Origin of the sequence: Cognatitamlana onchidii (genome assembly GCF_004804355.1) — a bacterium.
GTDB classification, from domain to species: domain Bacteria; phylum Bacteroidota; class Bacteroidia; order Flavobacteriales; family Flavobacteriaceae; genus Cognatitamlana; species Cognatitamlana onchidii.
The window spans coordinates 315149-334354 of sequence record NZ_SRWZ01000003.1; the positions used below are offsets into that span (position 1 = coordinate 315149).

The 19206-nt window shown below is 37.1% G+C and carries 12 protein-coding genes; 9 read left to right on the forward strand and 3 right to left on the reverse strand.

From position 1 onward, the window contains the following. Nucleotides 1–261 precede the first annotated feature (261 nt). From E5D58_RS07645 to E5D58_RS07675, 7 genes are all read left to right on the forward strand, one after another. Complete coding sequence (locus tag E5D58_RS07645) at nucleotides 262–3762, forward strand: T9SS type A sorting domain-containing protein (RefSeq protein ID WP_136481261.1); 3501 nt, start codon at nucleotides 262–264, stop codon at nucleotides 3760–3762. A gap of 697 nt (nucleotides 3763–4459) precedes the next feature. Continuing rightward, the gene (locus E5D58_RS07650) at nucleotides 4460–6733 is read left to right on the forward strand and encodes an aminotransferase class III-fold pyridoxal phosphate-dependent enzyme (RefSeq protein ID WP_136481262.1); all 2274 of its coding nucleotides are present in this window, start codon (nucleotides 4460–4462) and stop codon (nucleotides 6731–6733) included. Between the two features lie 106 nt (nucleotides 6734–6839). Next, complete coding sequence (locus E5D58_RS07655) at nucleotides 6840–7079, forward strand: hypothetical protein (protein WP_136481263.1); 240 nt, start codon at nucleotides 6840–6842, stop codon at nucleotides 7077–7079. 166 nt (nucleotides 7080–7245) lie between these two features. Beyond that, the gene (locus E5D58_RS07660) at nucleotides 7246–7536 is read left to right on the forward strand and encodes a putative quinol monooxygenase (RefSeq protein WP_136481264.1); all 291 of its coding nucleotides are present in this window, start codon (nucleotides 7246–7248) and stop codon (nucleotides 7534–7536) included. After that, on the forward strand, nucleotides 7523–8353 hold the full coding sequence (locus E5D58_RS07665) for a helix-turn-helix domain-containing protein (protein WP_136481265.1): 831 nt from the start codon (nucleotides 7523–7525) through the stop codon (nucleotides 8351–8353). The genes E5D58_RS07660 and E5D58_RS07665 overlap by 14 nt, the downstream gene beginning before the upstream one ends. Before the next feature lie 539 nt (nucleotides 8354–8892). Then, a complete protein-coding gene (locus E5D58_RS07670) occupies nucleotides 8893–9735 on the forward strand; it encodes a VOC family protein (RefSeq protein WP_136481266.1) in 843 nt (280 codons plus the stop codon). Beyond that, a complete protein-coding gene (locus E5D58_RS07675) occupies nucleotides 9732–11027 on the forward strand; it encodes an alginate lyase family protein (RefSeq protein WP_136481267.1) in 1296 nt (431 codons plus the stop codon). Before E5D58_RS07670 ends, E5D58_RS07675 begins: the two co-directional genes overlap by 4 nt. Nucleotides 11028–11494: 467 nt before the next feature. Here E5D58_RS07675 and glyA read toward each other — a convergent pair whose 3' ends face one another. After that, complete coding sequence (glyA, locus tag E5D58_RS07680; RefSeq protein ID WP_136481268.1) at nucleotides 11495–12766, reverse strand: serine hydroxymethyltransferase; 1272 nt, start codon at nucleotides 12764–12766, stop codon at nucleotides 11495–11497. A 196-nt stretch (nucleotides 12767–12962) separates the two neighbouring features. Here glyA and fahA point away from each other — a divergent pair, with 196 nt between their 5' ends. Both fahA and E5D58_RS07690 read left to right on the forward strand, forming a co-directional pair. Beyond that, nucleotides 12963–14243 carry a fumarylacetoacetase gene (gene fahA / locus E5D58_RS07685; RefSeq protein ID WP_136481269.1) on the forward strand — a complete coding sequence of 427 codons (1281 nt, stop codon included), beginning with the start codon at nucleotides 12963–12965 and terminating at the stop codon, nucleotides 14241–14243. 123 nt (nucleotides 14244–14366) lie between these two features. Further along, nucleotides 14367–15545 (forward strand): hypothetical protein, encoded by a 1179-nt coding sequence (locus E5D58_RS07690; RefSeq protein WP_136481270.1) that lies wholly within the window; start codon nucleotides 14367–14369, stop codon nucleotides 15543–15545. Nucleotides 15546–15579: 34 nt separating this feature from the next. On the opposite strand, the gene E5D58_RS07695 is transcribed toward E5D58_RS07690, so the two are convergent. Together E5D58_RS07695 and E5D58_RS07700 are read right to left on the reverse strand one after the other, a co-directional pair. Then, nucleotides 15580–17262, reverse strand: a complete 1683-nt coding sequence (locus E5D58_RS07695) for an RluA family pseudouridine synthase (protein WP_136481271.1) — start codon at nucleotides 17260–17262, stop codon at nucleotides 15580–15582. 68 nt (nucleotides 17263–17330) lie between these two features. Then, complete coding sequence (locus E5D58_RS07700; RefSeq protein WP_136481272.1) at nucleotides 17331–19115, reverse strand: DUF885 domain-containing protein; 1785 nt, start codon at nucleotides 19113–19115, stop codon at nucleotides 17331–17333. Nucleotides 19116–19206 lie beyond the last annotated feature (91 nt).

Consider the following 19206-nt stretch of genomic DNA (forward strand, 5'->3'; position numbering starts at 1 on the left):
TTATTCGAAAATTAAACTAGTTCCTACCTAATGTTCTTAATAAAAAGAAGAGCATGCAATTGTTCTGACATATATATGTATGTAACCTAGCTCCATCTTCTCATTTTACCAATAAAAAACAGAAGAAAAGCTCAGAAATACATGGAAGCTTATATGATAACATATGTTAGTTTTTAAATAACACAGTATAGCACAGGACACTTACAGTTGCTAAATACATTAACTTAAAGCACTCTTAAACAACACTTAAACTTTAAAGACATGAAAAAAAACACTCTTAAAAGGGTCTTGTTAAGCATTCTTACGCTCTTTTCTCTTTTTTTAACAGCGCAAAACAAACTGCCTTCTGATGATATTTTCAGATTGCAAAATGTAGAAACAGGACAATTCTTAACCACGGCAGCTGGAAGTAGTCAACCCGTCACTATGTCCGCTACTGGAGAAGCTATAAATACACATTGGACGTTTGTAGTAAGTGGAGACTATTATAATATAGATAGTGCAAGTGACACTGGTGGTACTGGAATACTGCGTGCACCGGGTGCTGGAGGTCCAGGAGGCCCCTATGTAGTTGTAAGCACTTTAAAAGCGCCACCTGCCGCGGATACGGATAAAACGTGGTCGATAGATTACGACGCAACTACTGATTCTTATAGATTTGAATCCAGAACCGCTGGCAGATTTTTGTATCAAAACGTAGATGGAACGGTAACGCATACTACCGCCCCAAATACAGATGATAGAAGCAATTGGAAACTCGTTCCACTTACGCCGCCAATTCCATTGGGGACACCTCTTGGATTTCAAAATGTTGAAACAGGAGAATTCTTAACTACTGCAGCAGGAAGTAGTCAGCCCGTCACGATGTCGGCAACAGGTGAAGCGCTAAACACACTTTGGACGCTTGAAGAAAGCGGAGACTATTATAATATAGATAGTGCAAGTGACACTGGTGGTACTGGAATACTGCGTGCACCAGGTGCTGGTGGTCCAGGAGGGCCCTATGTAGTTGTAAGTACTTTAAAAGCACCGCCAGCCGCCGACACAGATAAAACGTGGTCGATAGATTATGATGCAAGTACTGACACTTATAGATTTGAATCCAGAACCGCTGGCAGATTTTTGTATCAAAATGTAGATGGAACTGTAACGCATACTGTAGCCCCAGATACAGATGATAGAAGTAATTGGAAACTTGTCCCACTGGTGGAAAATCAAATCCCAGTAGGTGTAACACTTAGATTTCAAAATCTTGAAACAGGAGAATTCTTAACCGCTGCTGGAGCAAGTAATGAGTCGGTTACCATGTCAGAAACAGGAGATGCTGATAATACACAATGGACGCTTGTAGAAACTGAAAGTGAAAGTGGAATATATAATATAGATAGTGAAAGTGAAAGTGGTGCAACTGGAATATTGCGGGCAACAGGTAGTGGAGCTAATTTTGCAGTTGTAAGTACCAATAAAGCGCCGCCAGCAGCCGATACAGATAAAATATGGACAATATCTTATAACAGCACAACAGACACCTACAGATTTGAGTCAAATACGGCCGGTAGGTTTTTGTATCAAAATGAAGATGGAACGGTAACACATACCGCAGCCCCAGATACGGATAACAGAAGTAATTGGAAACTGGTTGAGCAAGCTCCTGCAGGGGCAGCTCCTGATGAAGATACGAATCCAGACCTCGCTTGTCCAGCTTCAGGTGAATTTCAAAACGATGAAACTCGAAATGTTGACATACCAGGTGCTGTTAATGTAGGGACTGCAGATGATAGAACGTGTTACTCAGATTATTCAGAAAGTAATGTTTATGACAAAACTTGGGGTGTTTATAATATTACTGCTGGCTCTAACCACTGGGATGCACCAAACACCTTACAGCCTAGAATAGAGCGTTCTTTACCAAGATCTCAAGAAACTGGTGTTGGGAGTTATGCAAGATTTACAGGGACCTTAAGAATTCTTGAAGTAGGTGACACAACAGGGACCAACAACGATGGCTCCTATTTGATGCAAGCTAAAGGAAAACATTCCGGTGGCGGTGGTCCAGCAGATCCTGCTATATGCTTGTATTTAGCAATGCCTGTATATGGTGATGACGGCAACGGCAACCAGGTGCAAGTATCTTTCGATATTGTAAGAGAACAGATCAATTTTCGAGGAGGTTCAGGGGCCGATGGAAGAACTATTGTTTTTCTTAAAAATGTAGCTAAAGATGAAATGGTAGATATTGAATTAGAGGTGGGCTTTAGAGAAGATCCTAACAATCCTGGTTTAAAAATACATTACTCTGATGCCGTAATAGGCGGTGAAGCCTTTAACTGGAATATTCCTGAACCAGAAAGAGGGCTGGAATCTGGTATTAGATATGGTGTATACCGTGTAAAAGGAGGTAGAGCTCAAATGCGATGGGCAAATACAACTTACGAAAAAGTTGAGGTTATTGACTCAGACCCAGCACCAACAGAAGTTGTTAGATTAAGAAATGTAGAAACAGGACAATTTTTAATTGCTGCAGGAGGAAGTAGTCAGCCTGTTAGCATGTCAGATTCTGGAGGACCTCAAAATACACATTGGACGTTTGTACAAAGTGGAGACTATTATAATATAGATAGTGAAAGTGAAACTGGTGGTACTGGAATATTGCGTGCACCTGGTGCTAGTGGTCCGGCAGGTCCTTATGTAATTGTAAGTACCCTAAAAGCACCACCAGCAGGAGATACAGATAAAACGTGGACCATACGTTATGACGACCTTACTGATACGTATAGATTTGCATCTAGAACCACTGGAAGGTATTTGTATCATGAAGAAAATGGGGAGGTTACACATAAAACAGCTCCAGAAACTGATAATAGAAGTGTATGGGAAGCCATACCTCTGGGTGAACCTTTAGAATCAGAATTAGTTGCTACAAATGTTAGCTGTGCTGGCGCAGACGATGGTACGATTAGTGTATCCGTTACTGGAGGCATAGCGCCATATACATATTTATGGAATACTGGTGAAACAACGCCTACAATAAGTAGTCTTGCAGCAGGTACTTATTCGGTTACCGTTACTGATACTTTAAACGTAACTATATCAGCAAGTACAGAAATTACTGAGCCCAGTGCAATAGTTGTTACGGTGTCCGATAATATGGTATTGTACACAGGCTATGATGGAGCAAATGAATGTGCTACAATTGGAGTAACGACTGTTACAGGAGGGACAGCTCCATATCAATTTAGTTGGAGTACTGGCGAAACAACCCAAGTGATTGATGCATGCCCAAATAGCACACAGGTATATACGGTAACAGTAACCGACGCTGATGGTTGCGAGGCTACTGAAGAAATTACTGTTGAGGTTATTGATGTGAGCTGCGGAACAAATAAAAATACTAAAGTACAGATGTGTCACAAAGGTAAAACTATTTGTGTTGCGCAAGCGGCAGTGCAAGCACATCTAAATCATGGCGACACCTTAGGTGAATGTTCTGAAAACCTTGCTAACGAAACAGTAAGTGTACAAACGTATCCAAATCCATTTACTACTTTAATAAGTGCTAACATTGAAGTAAAAACAACTAGCATTGTTAAATTACTATTATTAAACATAAGCGGTAGTATTGTTGCGGAACAAACGCAACAAGTTAACGAAGGTGTTGAAACAATTAATTTACCATTAAATACTTTACCAATAGGCACATACTTTTTACAGGTTTTTGTGGAAAATCAATTGTATAGTACAGAGATTTTTATTAAAATGTAAGCTCAAATACTTATTTCTTTATATAAGAGCTAAAGAGACTGTCTATAAAGGCAGTCTTTTTTTATCAATTAATTTTCCTCTTCAATATTACTAATATTTGAAGACTAAACTTCTCTTGAAGATCAGTTACCGAATTCAATTTGGAGTGAAATTTGAAGATTATAGACCTAACTTTTGGAATTGGGGTAATTTCAAAAGTGAATTTTTTGTCGAATTAGAAAAGTAAATCGGTACGGAATTGAAAATAGTTTATAGCACAGTATAGCGTAAAAAGCAGTTGCTAACAGAACGTAATACAGACTTATGAGCTTAAACCGAAATAGGTACTTAATCAACTCAAAAATTTATGTAAACATTATTAGATTACATAGATGGAAAATCAACTAAAAATTGGATCGATTTAAAATTTTTAACAACAAGTTCCCAGCTCATATTAGACATGATTTATCCAAACTGAATACTACGAAAAAACAGTTGGAAATAGGTTTTCTATTACTCATTTTGGAAGTATATTAGAGAACGATATCTTTCAAAAAACCAAGAACAAATTAGAATCTGAAATAATTGAATTTTTTTCTAATCCCATGAAAAGATAAGAGGGCAAAGTTTGGGAGTCGTTAGCGATGTTTATCTTTGGGGTTAGTGGCAACCCTATAGCATTTAAATTATTTACACATTCTAAAGAAATCTTTAACTAATGCAATCACTAATTGAAAAAGAATTTGGATTAGAAGTCCTTGAAACCAAAACACTTAATGGGTATGATAATAAGAACTATCATATTTCTACCGCCGAGAGCGATTTTATATTCAAAACTTATAGAGACTCAGAAATATTAAAAGATATTATTGAGGCCGAGAATGAAACCTTGTTATACCTAGAAAAAAAATTCAATTCGAAAACACCCATTCCTATTGCCTTTAGAGACCAATCTTATCTTAAAACTTTGAATGTTGACAATAAAAAAACACTATGCAGAATGCTCTCTTTTCTGAAGGGGAAATTTTTGGGTGATGTTAAGCATACACCTGCTTTATTTAATTCCTTAGGGTCGTTTCTTGCAAAATTAGATATTAGGCTAAATGGTTTTAAAAGCTATGCTATAAAGGCCAGACAATGGGAATGGGATATTCAATATTTGGATTTAAATAAAAAGTACATTCAACATATTCCAAATCCTGAGGATAGAAAAGTGGTTATTTATTTTTTCAATCAATTTGAGGAAGTAGTCAGACCGCTCATTCCTTCACTACGAAAGCAGATAATTCATAATGATGCAAACGAGTGGAATGTACTTGTTACTGATGGAGAAATTTCTGGAATTATAGATTTTGGAGATATTGCGCATTCTTTTCTAATTAATGAACTTGCTATTGCTATCACCTATGCATGCTATGATAAAGAAAACCCTCTTCAATGGTCTATAATTATTATTAAAGCATATCATCATTTAAATCCATTAGAGGAAAAAGAGCTAAAAGGGCTATACTATCTAATTGCCGCTAGATTATGCATTAGCGTATGCAATTCGGCACATGCACGTAAAACAACCCCTAGTAACACCTATGCCGCTGTAAGTGAGAAATTGGCTTGGAAAATGATATATCGATGGCTAACCGTAAATCCTATAAAGGCAGAGAATGAATTTAGGAAGGCTGCAGGTTTTCCAATACTAGAAACAGTTCCTACTAATGAAGTATTAGAAAGAAGGCATAAACACATTAGTCCTATTTTGTCGTTAAGCTATGAGCATCCTATCCATATGGTTAGGTCTGCGTTTCAATATATGTACGATGCTGATGGAAACACCTTTTTGGATGCCTATAATAACATTCCGCATGTAGGACATTCACACCCAAAGGTGGTAGAAGCAGGAAAAAAACAAATGGCTAGACTAAATACCAATACGAGGTACCTGTTTGATGAATTAGCAGAATATGCTGAAAAACTATTACGCTATTTCCCATCAGAATTAAACAAAATATTTTTTGTGAATTCGGGTAGTGCTGCAAGTGACTTGGCCATTCGAATGGCTAATACACATACAAAAGCCAATACCATGATGGTAATGGAATTGGGGTATCACGGTAATACACAAACCGCTATAGATATTAGCGACTATAAATTTAATAACCCCAAAGGGGAAGGACAAAAAAGACACATAATAAGAACCCCATTACCTGACACCTATAGAGGAAAGTATCAAAAAAACAATCCCGGCGCAGGCAAACTTTATGGTACCGATGCCATATCTCAAATTAAAAATAGCACTGCACCTATTTCTGCATTCATTAGTGAACCTATTGTTGGATGTGCTGGTCAAGTACCTTTACCGAAAGGGTACTTAAATGAGGTATATCCAACTATTAGGAAGCAAGGCGGTATTTGTATTAGTGATGAAGTGCAAACAGGTTTTGGAAGGATTGGTAACCACTTCTGGGGTTTCGAAACTCATGGAGTTGTACCAGACATGGTGATTCTTGGGAAACCAATAGCTAATGGCCATCCAATGGGTGCCGTTGTTTGTACAGAAGAAATTGCGACTTCTTTTGAGAAAGGTGTAGAGTTTTTTAGTTCGTTTGGAGGCAACCCTGTTTCCTGCAGCATTGCTTCGGCTGTGTTGGATGTTATCGAAGAAGAGAATTTACAAGAAAACGCTAAAATAGTTGGTGAGTATTACGTGTATCTACTCAAAGAATTAATGCCTAGATACCCATGTATCGGCGATGTTAGAGGAACTGGGTTATTCATTGGTTGCGAAATTGTAGAAGACTACTCCAAAAGACCAAATAAAAGTCTTGCGCAATATATTAAAAATGAATTGCGAAGAAAACATATACTGATTAGTACTGATGGCCCTTTTAACAGTATTATCAAATCAAAACCACCCTTGTGCTTCAGTAAAGAAAATGTAGAAGTTGTGGTTAATACCATTGATGCTGTATTAAAAGCTCATTACAGTAACTTATGATAAATAATCATTAAAGTAATAAAACCAAAGTATAAAGATAAAACAAAGGTCAGTGCTTAACCTGAAAGTTTGTAAGTAAACCTGCTATGGCTCATATACTAGGCCAATGGAACATACTTGGTCAAAAAGTAGTTTGGTACCCCTTATTCAACCCTCGATAACCTTAAGAGGCTCAACTAAAATTGTTTTTCTATTGGAAAATAACCCACTAACTGAAGAATTAAAACAAGTTCAAGTACTAATCAAGAAACTTTATAGATATGTTAAAAAAAGAATTCTAACTGTTTATGTTGTCGACAAAGAACGAAAGTTAATTGGTAGAATACCTGTAAACTACTTAGTCTAAACTAAGTATTAAGAACTGCGTCAAAACAAAAATGGTAACGCAACTGTGTTCCTATCGTCTTTTTGGTGCATACGGTCCATAGCCCTTTTAAACAAACATTGTCGTTTTTTTACAATCAAACAACAATCTTACTTTTCATCTTTGCACTATTAAAATACATCAAATTATGAAAAAAGTAGTAATAGTGCAAGTAAGCGTAAAAGAAACGAAAATCGAATATTTTCTTAAATTGGCAAAAAATATGGTTAACGAAAGTATCTCTGAAAGCGAATGTTTAACTTACAAGTTAGCAAAAGACTTAGATAACAAGAATGAATTTCTTTTTTATGAAAAGTATAATAATGAAAAAGCCGTTGAAAAGCATAATTCATCCGAACATTTTAAAAATTTTATAAATTCTGTAGTCCCATTATTAACCAAAGAACCATTAATAGAAAGTTTTGATGTACAAGAATAAATCCTACCGCCCTTCTTCGTTTTTATCAAAATACATTGATAGGTTCTATGTTTTTGAGAAATCAAGTGATGTTTATTTTGAACTTCCTGCTGTTCCTCCTGGAACAGGCTTAGAACTTGTGTTTTATTTAGGTTCACCACTTTTTGTTAACAACAACCAACTACCTAAGGCTCACACAGTTTGCCCAAGAACAATATTCAATTTTGATAAAACTAAAAGTACATCGTTTATATCTGTACGATTCAAAAGTGGTGCTTTCAGACATTTTTCTGATGTTCCTTTTTCTGAACTGAACGACAACTATTATTCGGTTCAATCGTTATGGGGCAAAAAAGGAAAAAGCTTAATAAACAGACTCGATAAGAAAACACCTCTTGAAAATAAAATTAAAGAAATTGAATTGTTCTTAGCAGATATATTTGATGATTATCATAAAAAAGAAAATGATAAGTGGGATTTTATAATTGATGAATTATATTACCATTTCAAACGTAATACGATCAAAGAGATTTCTGAAAAATCTAATTTGAGTCTTCGTCAGTTTGAAAGAGGTTTCAAAAAACAATTCGGAATAACTGCGAAAGAGTTTCAGAAAATCACAAGATTCCAGGAAGTTATTAAAAGCCTACTACTCAACAAAAAGGCTGATTATTTAACTATAATTTTAGAGAATGGATATTTTGACCAAAGTCATTTTATAAAAGAGTTTAAATCTTTAACCCAAAGGACACCTTTAGAATACTTTACAATTGAAAACTTTAATAGCCATTTTTATCACAAATCAATTAATCAAAAGACACCTGATAACAAGGTATAAAAAACATCAAGACGGTTCTGATTTAAGCGAAAACATCAGTGTTAATATACAAAGTCATCAAACATAAACGTGATATTCGAAAAAAACGATAAAATCAAAATATTTCTATTGCCCGAATCAATCTGTATATATATCTGAAGACTAGCCTGCGTTTCATATACCAACCGAAGGATTAAGTTTGGTTTTAGAGTTAACCAAAATGTCTTCACAACTACCTTTAACACAGAAATGGAAGTAATTGCCTCTTCAAATTGTAGCCTATCCCCTTTAATTTCTCATTCTCAATTCGTTTATCTTCTGAATAGGTGACCTCACTAATCTTATTGCCCTCATGTTTTATAAGAAAAATGTTGTCTACGAATTTATCGTGGTTAAACTTTATAAAAAACCAAGAAAACCAATGCAAATAACTATATCTTCATTAAAGATCTCATAATATTTAGTATCTTAACGTAGTCATGAAAATTTTCAATTTCGCTGTAAACGCAAAACATATGAAGAAAATACTTCTTTTAGTCCTGGCACTATCTTGTCTGTCCATGGGAAAGAAAGCTAAAAAGGTGCTTCCTATATTAGGAATAGCCCATGTGGCATTTCAGGTATCAAGCTTAGAGCAATCGCGTGCCTTTTATACGGCTTTCTACGGATTCGAATTCGCCTTTACATCTTATGAAGACCAAGAGGCATGGTATTTAAAAATCAACGACAACCAGTTCGTAAAGTTGGTCTCAAAACCTGAGGGGACAGATGACAATCGGTTAGTAGAAATAGCATTTCAAGTTTCAGATATCGAAACTACCATCGCTATGCTCCAAGAAAGAGGCCTCGATCCAACACCCATGGAAATAAAGTCAGATGGCACCTTGGCTACCGGTATTGTAGATCCAGACGGGCATAACCTTATTTTCGTTGAATATACTTCAGATTCCAAGCAAACGCTAGCAAAAGGTAAGCATCTAGGGTCGAGACGCGTTTCCGATCGTTTGCTACACGTGGGTGTCACAATTACGAACGAAGCGGCGGCCAACAAACTATATCGAGATGCCCTAGGATTTCAGGAGATTTGGCGAGGATCACGCCAAGATGGTGGTCCAGATGCTTGGGTGAATATGCAGTTACCCGGAGATAGCGGTGACTACATTGAGTATATTCTTATAAACGATATAAAGCTTAGTCGGAGGCAAATGGGAACAATGCATCATATGTGCCTTTTGACTGATGATATTAAAAAAGCGCATCGCGATATGCTGTTTAATGCCTTACCCGATCTTGAACGCTACGAGCCCTTGATTGCCCGAAACAACCGTTGGGTGTGTAATGTACACGATCTAGACGGTACACGATGTGAATTAATGGAATCAAAACCAGCAGTGACAAAATGATACGTATAGTTAAACTATCTCGTTTTTCCCTATTTGGAATCCTATTTTTAGTGGTGAACCCAATTGTTTTAGCACAAGCTGGCTTTGAAGAAAATGAGTTAAACACCACGGCTTTGGCTATGAAAGAGAGTCCGCGCTACTTCGGTGCAAGACGTGGCGCCTTGCCAAGGGTAAAACAAAGCATTGCCTTAGGTGAGACCTCGCTTATGCCAGCCTACAAAACCCTTTTAAAAGTTGCAGATGAAGCACTAGAGACGGAACCCCCAACGGTGACTGACAAAAAACGACATCCAGTTTCTGGGAATCTGAACGACTACTACACTCAAGCTCCTTACCTGTGGCCCGACCCTTCGAAGTTAAACGGTCTACCCTACCTGCCAAAAGACGGCATAATTAATCCAGAATCCCGAAACCCCGATTTTGCAGATTATTCACGTGGTCAGGAAATAGGCCACTTGGTCGAATCCCTCGCCCTTGCCTATTATTTTACAGAGAAAGAATCTTATGCGGCACATGCAGCCCGATGTCTGCGGGTTTGGTTTATCGATTCTGCGACACGAATGAATCCGCACCTCAAGTATGCACAGGCTGTACCAGGTAGAAACCAAGGACGGTATATTGGAATGATCGAAGCAGGCGGCATAGTAAAAGCGTTGGACGCGGCGGGTCTATTAGAAGGATCTAAGCATTGGAGCGAAACCGATCGGACGGCATTAGATATATGGATAACAGAATTTTTGGATTGGTTTATAAATAGCGAATATGGTCGAGAAGAGATTCAGATGCGACAAAACCACGGTACTATGTTCGATGTAAGAGTCGTGCGCTTAGCTCTCGCTTTGGGCAAGCACAACCTTGCACATGAAAGACTTGAGTCGGTAAAAGAAAACCGCATCGCTCGCCAAATAGAACCAGATGGTGCACAGCCAATGGAACTGCGCCGTACCAAGTCGTTTAACTACTCCGAAATGAATGTAACGGGACTTACTGAGCTAGCGACTCTCGGTGAGTGGCTTGGGATAGACCTTTGGAAATTCGAGACGACAGATGGGCGGAGCATTCGGCAAGCTCTGGAATTCCTTCGACCCTATATCGAGAAAGTACCCGAAGGAACGCCTCCTAGAGTCTGGCACTACAAGCAGGTTGTTCCCTTTCTACCAGAGATTCTGGCTCCAGCATTTCGTATGGCAAGCATTGGGTATCAGGATGAGGCCTACGAAGCGATTGTTTCACAATTCCCTAGTTTTAAAGAATCAAGCTTTCAATTAACACATCCAAAACACTCATTTTGAGGTATTCGAGTGGCTTATAATTCTTTCTGTTCTTTCTTCTTTTGAAACTATTGATAGTAAGACGACGCGGAAATTAATGGGCACCTAAAGTATTTATATGGTAAGGGGAAATTGTGAATAGTGCATGTCAAAGTGCTCTGGAAAAACTAAATTTATTTAAGAGAGGAATATAATAGCTTTGACCCTCATAGTTCCTTGGAAGACATCCTCCTAATGCATCTATACACATGAATAAGAACACTTTGAATGCTCTGCTTTCAATGACTTCTTAATTTGAGATGCAATCAATTTATAACTATATCTAATCAATCAACAGCTCGATTTGGGCAAACCCCACATGCAGGTCAAAACAAAAGAAGTATGCTAAGTCAACGAGGTTGATGGACATTGCAGAAAATAAAAAGTCCTGTTGTTACACAGGACTTCTATTATTAATTATGAAAATACGATTCCAGTATAAGTCCAAACTATACAAATAAAGGCTTATCTTTCATCATAGCATTTACTTTATCTTTTACCGCATCAAGCGTAGCGTCATCCTCAAAATTGGTAATAACTTCATCAATAAGCTCAACAATAGAAACCATATCTGTTTCTTTCAAGCCTCTTGTAGTTACGGCGGCAACACCTAAACGAATACCTGACGTTACAAATGGCGACTTGTCATCAAAAGGCACCATGTTTTTATTTACAGTAATATCAGCTTTTACAAGCGCTTGCTCGGCATCTTTACCAGACAAATCTTTATTCCGTAAATCAATTAGCATACAGTGATTATCTGTGCCTCCAGAAATAATGTTGTAGCCTTTAGCAACTAGGGCTTCCGCCATGGCAGCCGCATTTTGCTTTACTTGCAACTGATAGTGTAAAAACGCATCTGTTAGAGCTTCTCCAAAGGCAATCGCTTTCGCCGCGATAATATGTTCTAAAGGTCCTCCTTGATTACCAGGAAAAACTGCTGAGTCTAATAAGGATGACATTTTACGCAAGTTCCCATTTTTTAATTTGATGCCAAATGGGTTTTCAAAATCTTTACCCATCATAATCATACCGCCTCTAGGTCCTCTTAAGGTTTTATGAGTAGTCGTTGTAACAATATGACAATGTGGTAATGGGTCGTTTAAAATGCCTTTAGCAATCATACCAGCCGGATGAGAAATATCAGCCAATAAAATAGCCCCAACGCTGTCTGCAATAGTTCTAAAACGTTTAAAATCTATATCTCTGGAATAAGCAGACGCACCGGCAATAATCAACTTTGGTTGCTCTGCCGTGGCAATCTCCTGAATTTTATCATAATTTAAAACACCTGTCTCCTGCTCTACCCCATAAAATACTGGGTTATAAAGTTTACCTGAAAAGTTTACTGGAGAACCATGTGTTAAATGCCCGCCATGAGACAAATCAAAACCTAAAATCTTATCTCCAGGTTTTAAACACGCATGATATACTGCGGTATTTGCTTGACTCCCTGAATGAGGTTGAACATTAACATACGCCGCACCAAATAATGTTTTTGCTCTATCAATGGCTATTTGCTCAACTTCATCAACCACTTCGCACCCACCATAATAGCGTTTACCTGGGTAACCCTCAGCATATTTATTGGTTAATACAGAGCCTGCTGCCTCCATAACCTGTGGGCTAACAAAATTCTCTGATGCGATAAGTTCTATACCGTGAAGTTGGCGTTCTTTTTCAGCTTGAATTAGTTCAAAAATTTGTTCGTCGCGTTGCATATAAATCAGTTCTTTTTAAATATTCGGCAAAAATACTAAATACCTCAGTTATAATCATGAAAATTGATGGAATTAGAATGAAGTTTTTAACTGATTTATTAACGGTTATTGTTAATCTAGATTTTATTCAATTTTTTCAATTAAAATAAAAAAAATGTGTAGGTTTGATGAGAATCCACTAATAAAAATTCAAGTCATGCCATTATCAGCTAATAATCCAGATAGAACCTCTTGGTTGCACGTAGATAAAAATTCTGATTTTCCCATTCAAAACATACCATTTGGGGTCTTTTTGACGAGAGACGACATTATTACTATTGGAACCCGAATTGGTGATACGGCCATTGATTTAGGCGCCTTACATCAATTGGGATACTTTGAAGGTATTCCGCTTACTGATGATATTTTCCTTCAAGATTCCCTAAATGATTTTATAGCCGACGGAAGACAAACTTGGCGTGCTGTAAGGAATAGAATTGCGGAGGTTTTTGACGCAGAGAACAATACGTTAAAAAACAATACCAAACATAAAGAAACCATCTTATTTCGTCTTGATGAAATAGAAATGCAGTTACCTGTTCATATAGGTGATTATACAGATTTTTATTCGAGCATTGAACATGCTACAAACGTAGGTACCATGTTTAGAGATCCTGAGAACGCCTTATTACCAAATTGGTTACACATTCCTGTTGGCTATCATGGTCGAAGCTCATCTATTGTGCCCTCTGGAATTCCAGTGCATCGTCCTCAAGGACAAACCTTACCTAGCGGAGCGGAGACCCCCGTATTTGGGCCAAGCAAACTAGTAGACTTCGAATTAGAAATGGCCTTTATTACAACAGATGCCAATGATTTAGGAGAACCAATTCCTATTGAAGAAGCCGAAGAGTATATTTTTGGACTCGTGCTATTAAACGATTGGAGTGCTCGCGATATTCAAAAATGGGAGTATGTGCCTTTAGGTCCTTTTTTAGCTAAGAATTTCGCGTCGTCTATTTCTCCTTGGATTGTAACTCTGGACGCCTTGGAGCCTTATCGCATTGAAGGCCCTAAAGCCCTTAAACCACAACTTGAATACCTCAAATACAAAGGCAAAAAAAGCTACGATATTCAATTGGAGGTCGCCATACAACCAAAGGGCGCCAAAGAAACAGTGGTTAGCAAATCTAATTTTAAATACATGTATTGGAATATGGTACAGCAATTGGCACATCACACAATTAATGGGTGCCCTGTAAATTCGGGGGATATGATGGGCAGTGGTACTATTTCTGGCCCTACCGAAGACAGCTATGGTTCTATGCTTGAATTGACCTGGAAGGGGGACAAACCTTTAAAGATGAAAGATGGCAGTGAAAGAACGTTTATAAACGACCACGATACGGTTATTATGAGAGGACATTGTGAAAAGGATGGCACTAGAATTGGCTTTGGAGAGGTTTCTACAAAGTTGCTTCCTGTATACAAAAAGTAGTTTTAATACTACAATTTATTGATATTTACTTCATTTTATCGGATTAATTAGCTTTTAGTCTATATGTTTTGTATTTTGGCATCACTATTGAATTGGTTCTTACCAATACCAAAACATTAACCTATGAAAAAATTAATACTTTTCTCCATTGTTACTGTGTTTCTAGCTTGTAGTACCCGAAAGCAGGTTGAAAAAGCCGTTAATACGGGTAACTATGACCAAGCCATCAATACAGCGCTAAGAAAACTTAGAACGAATAAGGACAAAAAACGTAATGCAGACTATGTAGCCATGCTTCAAGAGGCTTACAAGAAAGCTGTAAATCGTGATTTAGGGACTATAAATCACCTAAAAAAAGATAATAACCCGGAAACGCTTACTGAAGTTTATGAATTGTATTCGGGACTGAATCGAAGACAGGAAAAAATCAAACCAATTCTACCTCTTTATTTAAACGGCAGAAAGGTTAGTTTTCATTTCGAAAACTACACAGACGACTATTTAAATGCCCGAAATGAAGCCTCTGACTATCTCTACGAGAAAGGTTTAGCCTTACTTGAAAACGATGATAAGCAAGCCATTCGAGATGCTTATAATACCTTAGATTACTTACAACAAATTAATCCTAACTATGAAAACACCCCAGAACTACTTGCCGAAGCACATCAACGTGGAATGGATTATATTTTGGTATCTATAAACAACGAAACAGAGCAAGTAATTCCGGAGCGCTTAGAAGATGATTTACTTAGCTTAGACACTTATGGTCTTAACAAATTTTGGAGTACCTATCACGTTAACAGGGTTTCTGATTTACCATACGACTATGCTCTACAACTAAACCTAAAACAAATCAATATTTCACCTGAACAAATAAAAGAACGTGAGTTTGTAAGAGAAAAAGAGATTGTTGATGGGTGGCAATATGTGTTAGACAGTTCTGGGAATGTGGCCAAAGATAGTTTAGGAAATGATATTAAAGTCGACAAATTAGTGACGGTACAATGTCGCTATTTTGAAACTATTCAGACAAAAACATCGCAAGTTATTGGAGACGTTGTTTATAAAGACTTAAGATCGCAACAAATATTGAACAAATTTCCTATCGACAGTCAATTTGTATTCGAGTATATATACGCTACTTCCCAAGGAGACCGACGTGCCCTACTACCAAGAGATATTGATTTCTTAGAGCACAGGAGAGTACCATTTCCAAATAATGAACAAATGGTATATGATACTGGCGAAGATTTAAAACTTCAATTAAAAAACATTATTAATTCGTACACCGCTAATAGATAAATAAAAGCCTTCTAATTGAAGGCTTTTATTCATGTTAAAATGGAACAGGCGCTGATACCTCAAGCACCTGTTTTGTTATGGGATGCATAAAACTAATAAACTCCGCATGAAGATGCAATCTATTAGCCTTTGTTCCATATAGGTCGTCACCAACAATGGGCATATTTAAACCATCTACATGAGCTGCATGTACTCTTAACTGATGTGTTCTTCCTGTTATAGGGTAAAAATGTACGCGTGTTCTACCACCTTCAATCGAAACTACTTCATACTTTGTTTTGGCATGTTTTCCATGTTTATAGCATACTAGCTGGTTTGGTCGGTTATCTAAATCGACGCGCAAAGGCAATTCAACACTGCCCGATTTTTTAGAAAGTACGCCCTCTAATACCGCCACATATCTTTTTTTTACAAGTCTATTAATAAATTGTTTTTGTAAATACTTGTGCACCCGCATACTCTTTGCTACCAACAATAAACCAGAAGTAGACATATCTAAGCGATGAACAAGCAACGGACCTTGCGCATCTGGTAAATAGGCTTTCATTTTTGTTAAGACAGATTCTTTGATTTGTTTTCCAGGTACCGAGAGAAAATGATGTGGCTTATTTACCAAAAGCAAATGCTGATCTTCATAAACAATATCAAGAGGATCTTCGTGCTTTGGAATAACACCAATAGGATTATCGTCCACCAACAGGCCTTGCATCATGTGTCCTAAAATAGGTTCGCATTTACTTCGGCACGAAGGATAAAACTGCTTATGTTTTCTCACTTCTGATTTTGGGGAGTCCCCCCACCAAAACTCGGCCATAGACACTGGAGTTAAATTATTCCTGTAAGCATATTGAAATAATTTAGGAGCCGCACATTCTCCAGCTGCAGCTGGTGGTATGGGCGATGTAGTAGCTTCAAAAATAGAAACTAAGTTTTTCAACTCACCGTTCGCGTTTAGAAAATTATACTTTTCATGCAATTGTTTTTGTAAGGTAGTAGACAAATGAGCACGTTCAGATTTAAGCTCATTAATGGGTTTAAGTATGTATTCTAGATGAGTTCTAGCTTTTTCTATTTGGCTATCCCATTTCAGCTTTAAATCTCTTAATCTAAAATTAAAATAAATGCTCTCATTTTTAAGATTTTCTAAAAGGTTTTTTGTTTTTTCATTCTCTTGCCCCAAAAGTTCCTTTCGAAGCAAATGTCTAGCCTTTTTCTTCTGTTTTAAAAGCGTTTTAAAGGACTTCAATTCTAATTCTGACTCTTTTATGGCTTTATTTAGAGCTAAATGAGCAGCTTCCAAAGCCTTGTCTTCCTCTAAAATTTTAATTTGATGGGTTAGATCATTAAGCTTAGCTTCTCCCCTTTTATAAAACCCTTGTTCATTTAAGGTGTCGTATATTGGAGGTACAAACCCATTAATCGCATTACTTTCTGCAAGTTTTCCCGAAAAAGCCGCCAGATACCCTAATTCTTGATTTCTATTTTTAACAACCATGACACCAAACATTTTACCTATTGGTGTTCCCTGTTTCTCACTTTTTAACCCGAAATTATGTTCAAAATCACGTTGAATAGAAAGATACTCTTGTAAATCCTGAGCCGCCAAAAGACTCAATGGATGCGGCTCATAGTAAAACGGAAACGTAAACTTTCTAGGTAAACCTTCAATTGTACTAGGTTTTAAAGGATGAAAACAAGAGGTTGTAAAATGTTGCATAAAACGCTTAAAACAACACAAATAAACAACTATTCCCGAAAATTTTGAATAATTATTATAAACTATGCTTACATAGTCGTTGCTATCCAATTATCAACTTTCTGTTCTAGTAAGTGTAAAGGCACACTTCCTGTTTCAAGAATCAAATCATGAAAGGCTTTAATATCAAAAGCATTACCAAGTTTATCTTCCGCTCGTTTCCTTAATTCAAGCATTTTTAACTGTCCAATTTTATAGGATAACGCCTGCCCTGGATTTGCCATATAGCGTTCAATTTCACTTTCAATTTTCGACCTAGACTTGGCCTCATTTTCAAGTGAATATTGAATAGCCTGCTCTCTTGTCCACCCTTTGGCATGAATACCTGTATCGACGACTAATCTAATTGCTCTATGCATTTCTGCCCCTAGCATCCCAAAATATTGGTACGGGTCTTTATACAGGCCTAGTTCTTTACCCAAAGATTCTGCGTAAAGAGCCCAGCCTTCAGTAAAAGCACTATAAGAAAGTGTTTTTCTAAAGTAAGGCAAGTCATCATTTTCTCGAGCCAAAGAAATTTGAAAATGATGTCCAGGTATGGCCTCATGTAAAAATAAATCCTCTTTATCAAAAACATTATAAGTAGCAACATCTGGAATTGGCGTGTAAAAAATACCCGGCCTCTTACCGTCTAAAGAACCGCTACTGTAGTTTGCTGCCGCAGACTTTTCCCTAAAAGGTTCTGTTCTTCTTACCTCAAACCCGGTTTTAGGCTGTTTTCCAAATAGCTTATCAACTTGTGGCTTTATTACCTGATAAATACTATCATAATATGCAATAACTTGAGCGCGTTCGGTAAAAGGCATGAGGTCTTTATTTGATCTTACAAAATCGAAAAAAGCATTCAAATCACCTTCAAAACCAACAGTTTGCATAACCCCTTGCATTTCATTTCGCAAACGCTCAACTTCCTGAAGTCCAATAGCATGAATCTCTTCTGCTGTTAACTCTGTTGTGGTGTGTTTTTTAATTTGATGCGCATAGTAAGCGGCTCCTAAAGGCGTATCACCAATACCGTGAGTTGTCCTTCCATTTGGCAAATAATCATGTTCTAAAAACTCAACCATATCTTGATGCGCAGGTATAACTTTATTAACCACCATATCTGTATAGGCTTCAACTAGTTTTTCCCTATTCTCCTCACCAAAAGACTCTGGTATACTAAATACGGGCGTATAGTATAAATGAGCTTCTGCGGGACCAGAGGCTAACATCGCAAACTGAGGAATTACCTTCAGTATTAAAGGTTTCGGTAACACGTAACCCGTCTTTATGCCTTCTTTCATATTCTTTTTGGCTGCATCTAGCCAAATTAAATAATCATCAACACGTTTTAACCAATTCTTGTAATCGTCTACGGTGTTAAAAGGCTGCGCCTTTTCCCCACTGGCATAACCATTGAAATTTAAGTTTGTTGACCACATTTGGTCAATGGGCATCAAATCTTTCTTAAAATTCATTGCCTCCAAATTGATATCTATATCCCACATTAACACCGCTTTACTTAACTTTTCGGTATCTGATAGCGAGCTATCATCAATTGAATCTAGCGCGTCCCTATATTTTTCATAATAGGCCCGCTTTTTTGTTTTAAAATCGAGTGATAAGGTATTTGGAAATTGATCGTTATATTTTGAATTTCCAGCATTTGTAGCTTTCATTACATTGAAAGCCAAACCGTCATCATAGTAGTTTTGAAGTAATTCCGTTAGAGCTACTTGATCTTCATTCTTAATTGCTTTTTCTTTTTTTGTTTCATTTTTACATGAAAAAACAACAAAAACACATAAAAATAAAAGTACATAGCGTCTCATATCGACATATTTGAAATTATAAAAGCTCCAAATTTACAAATATGTTATACTTATTATAAGCCAAAATTAAACTTTTAAGGAAAAATTAACG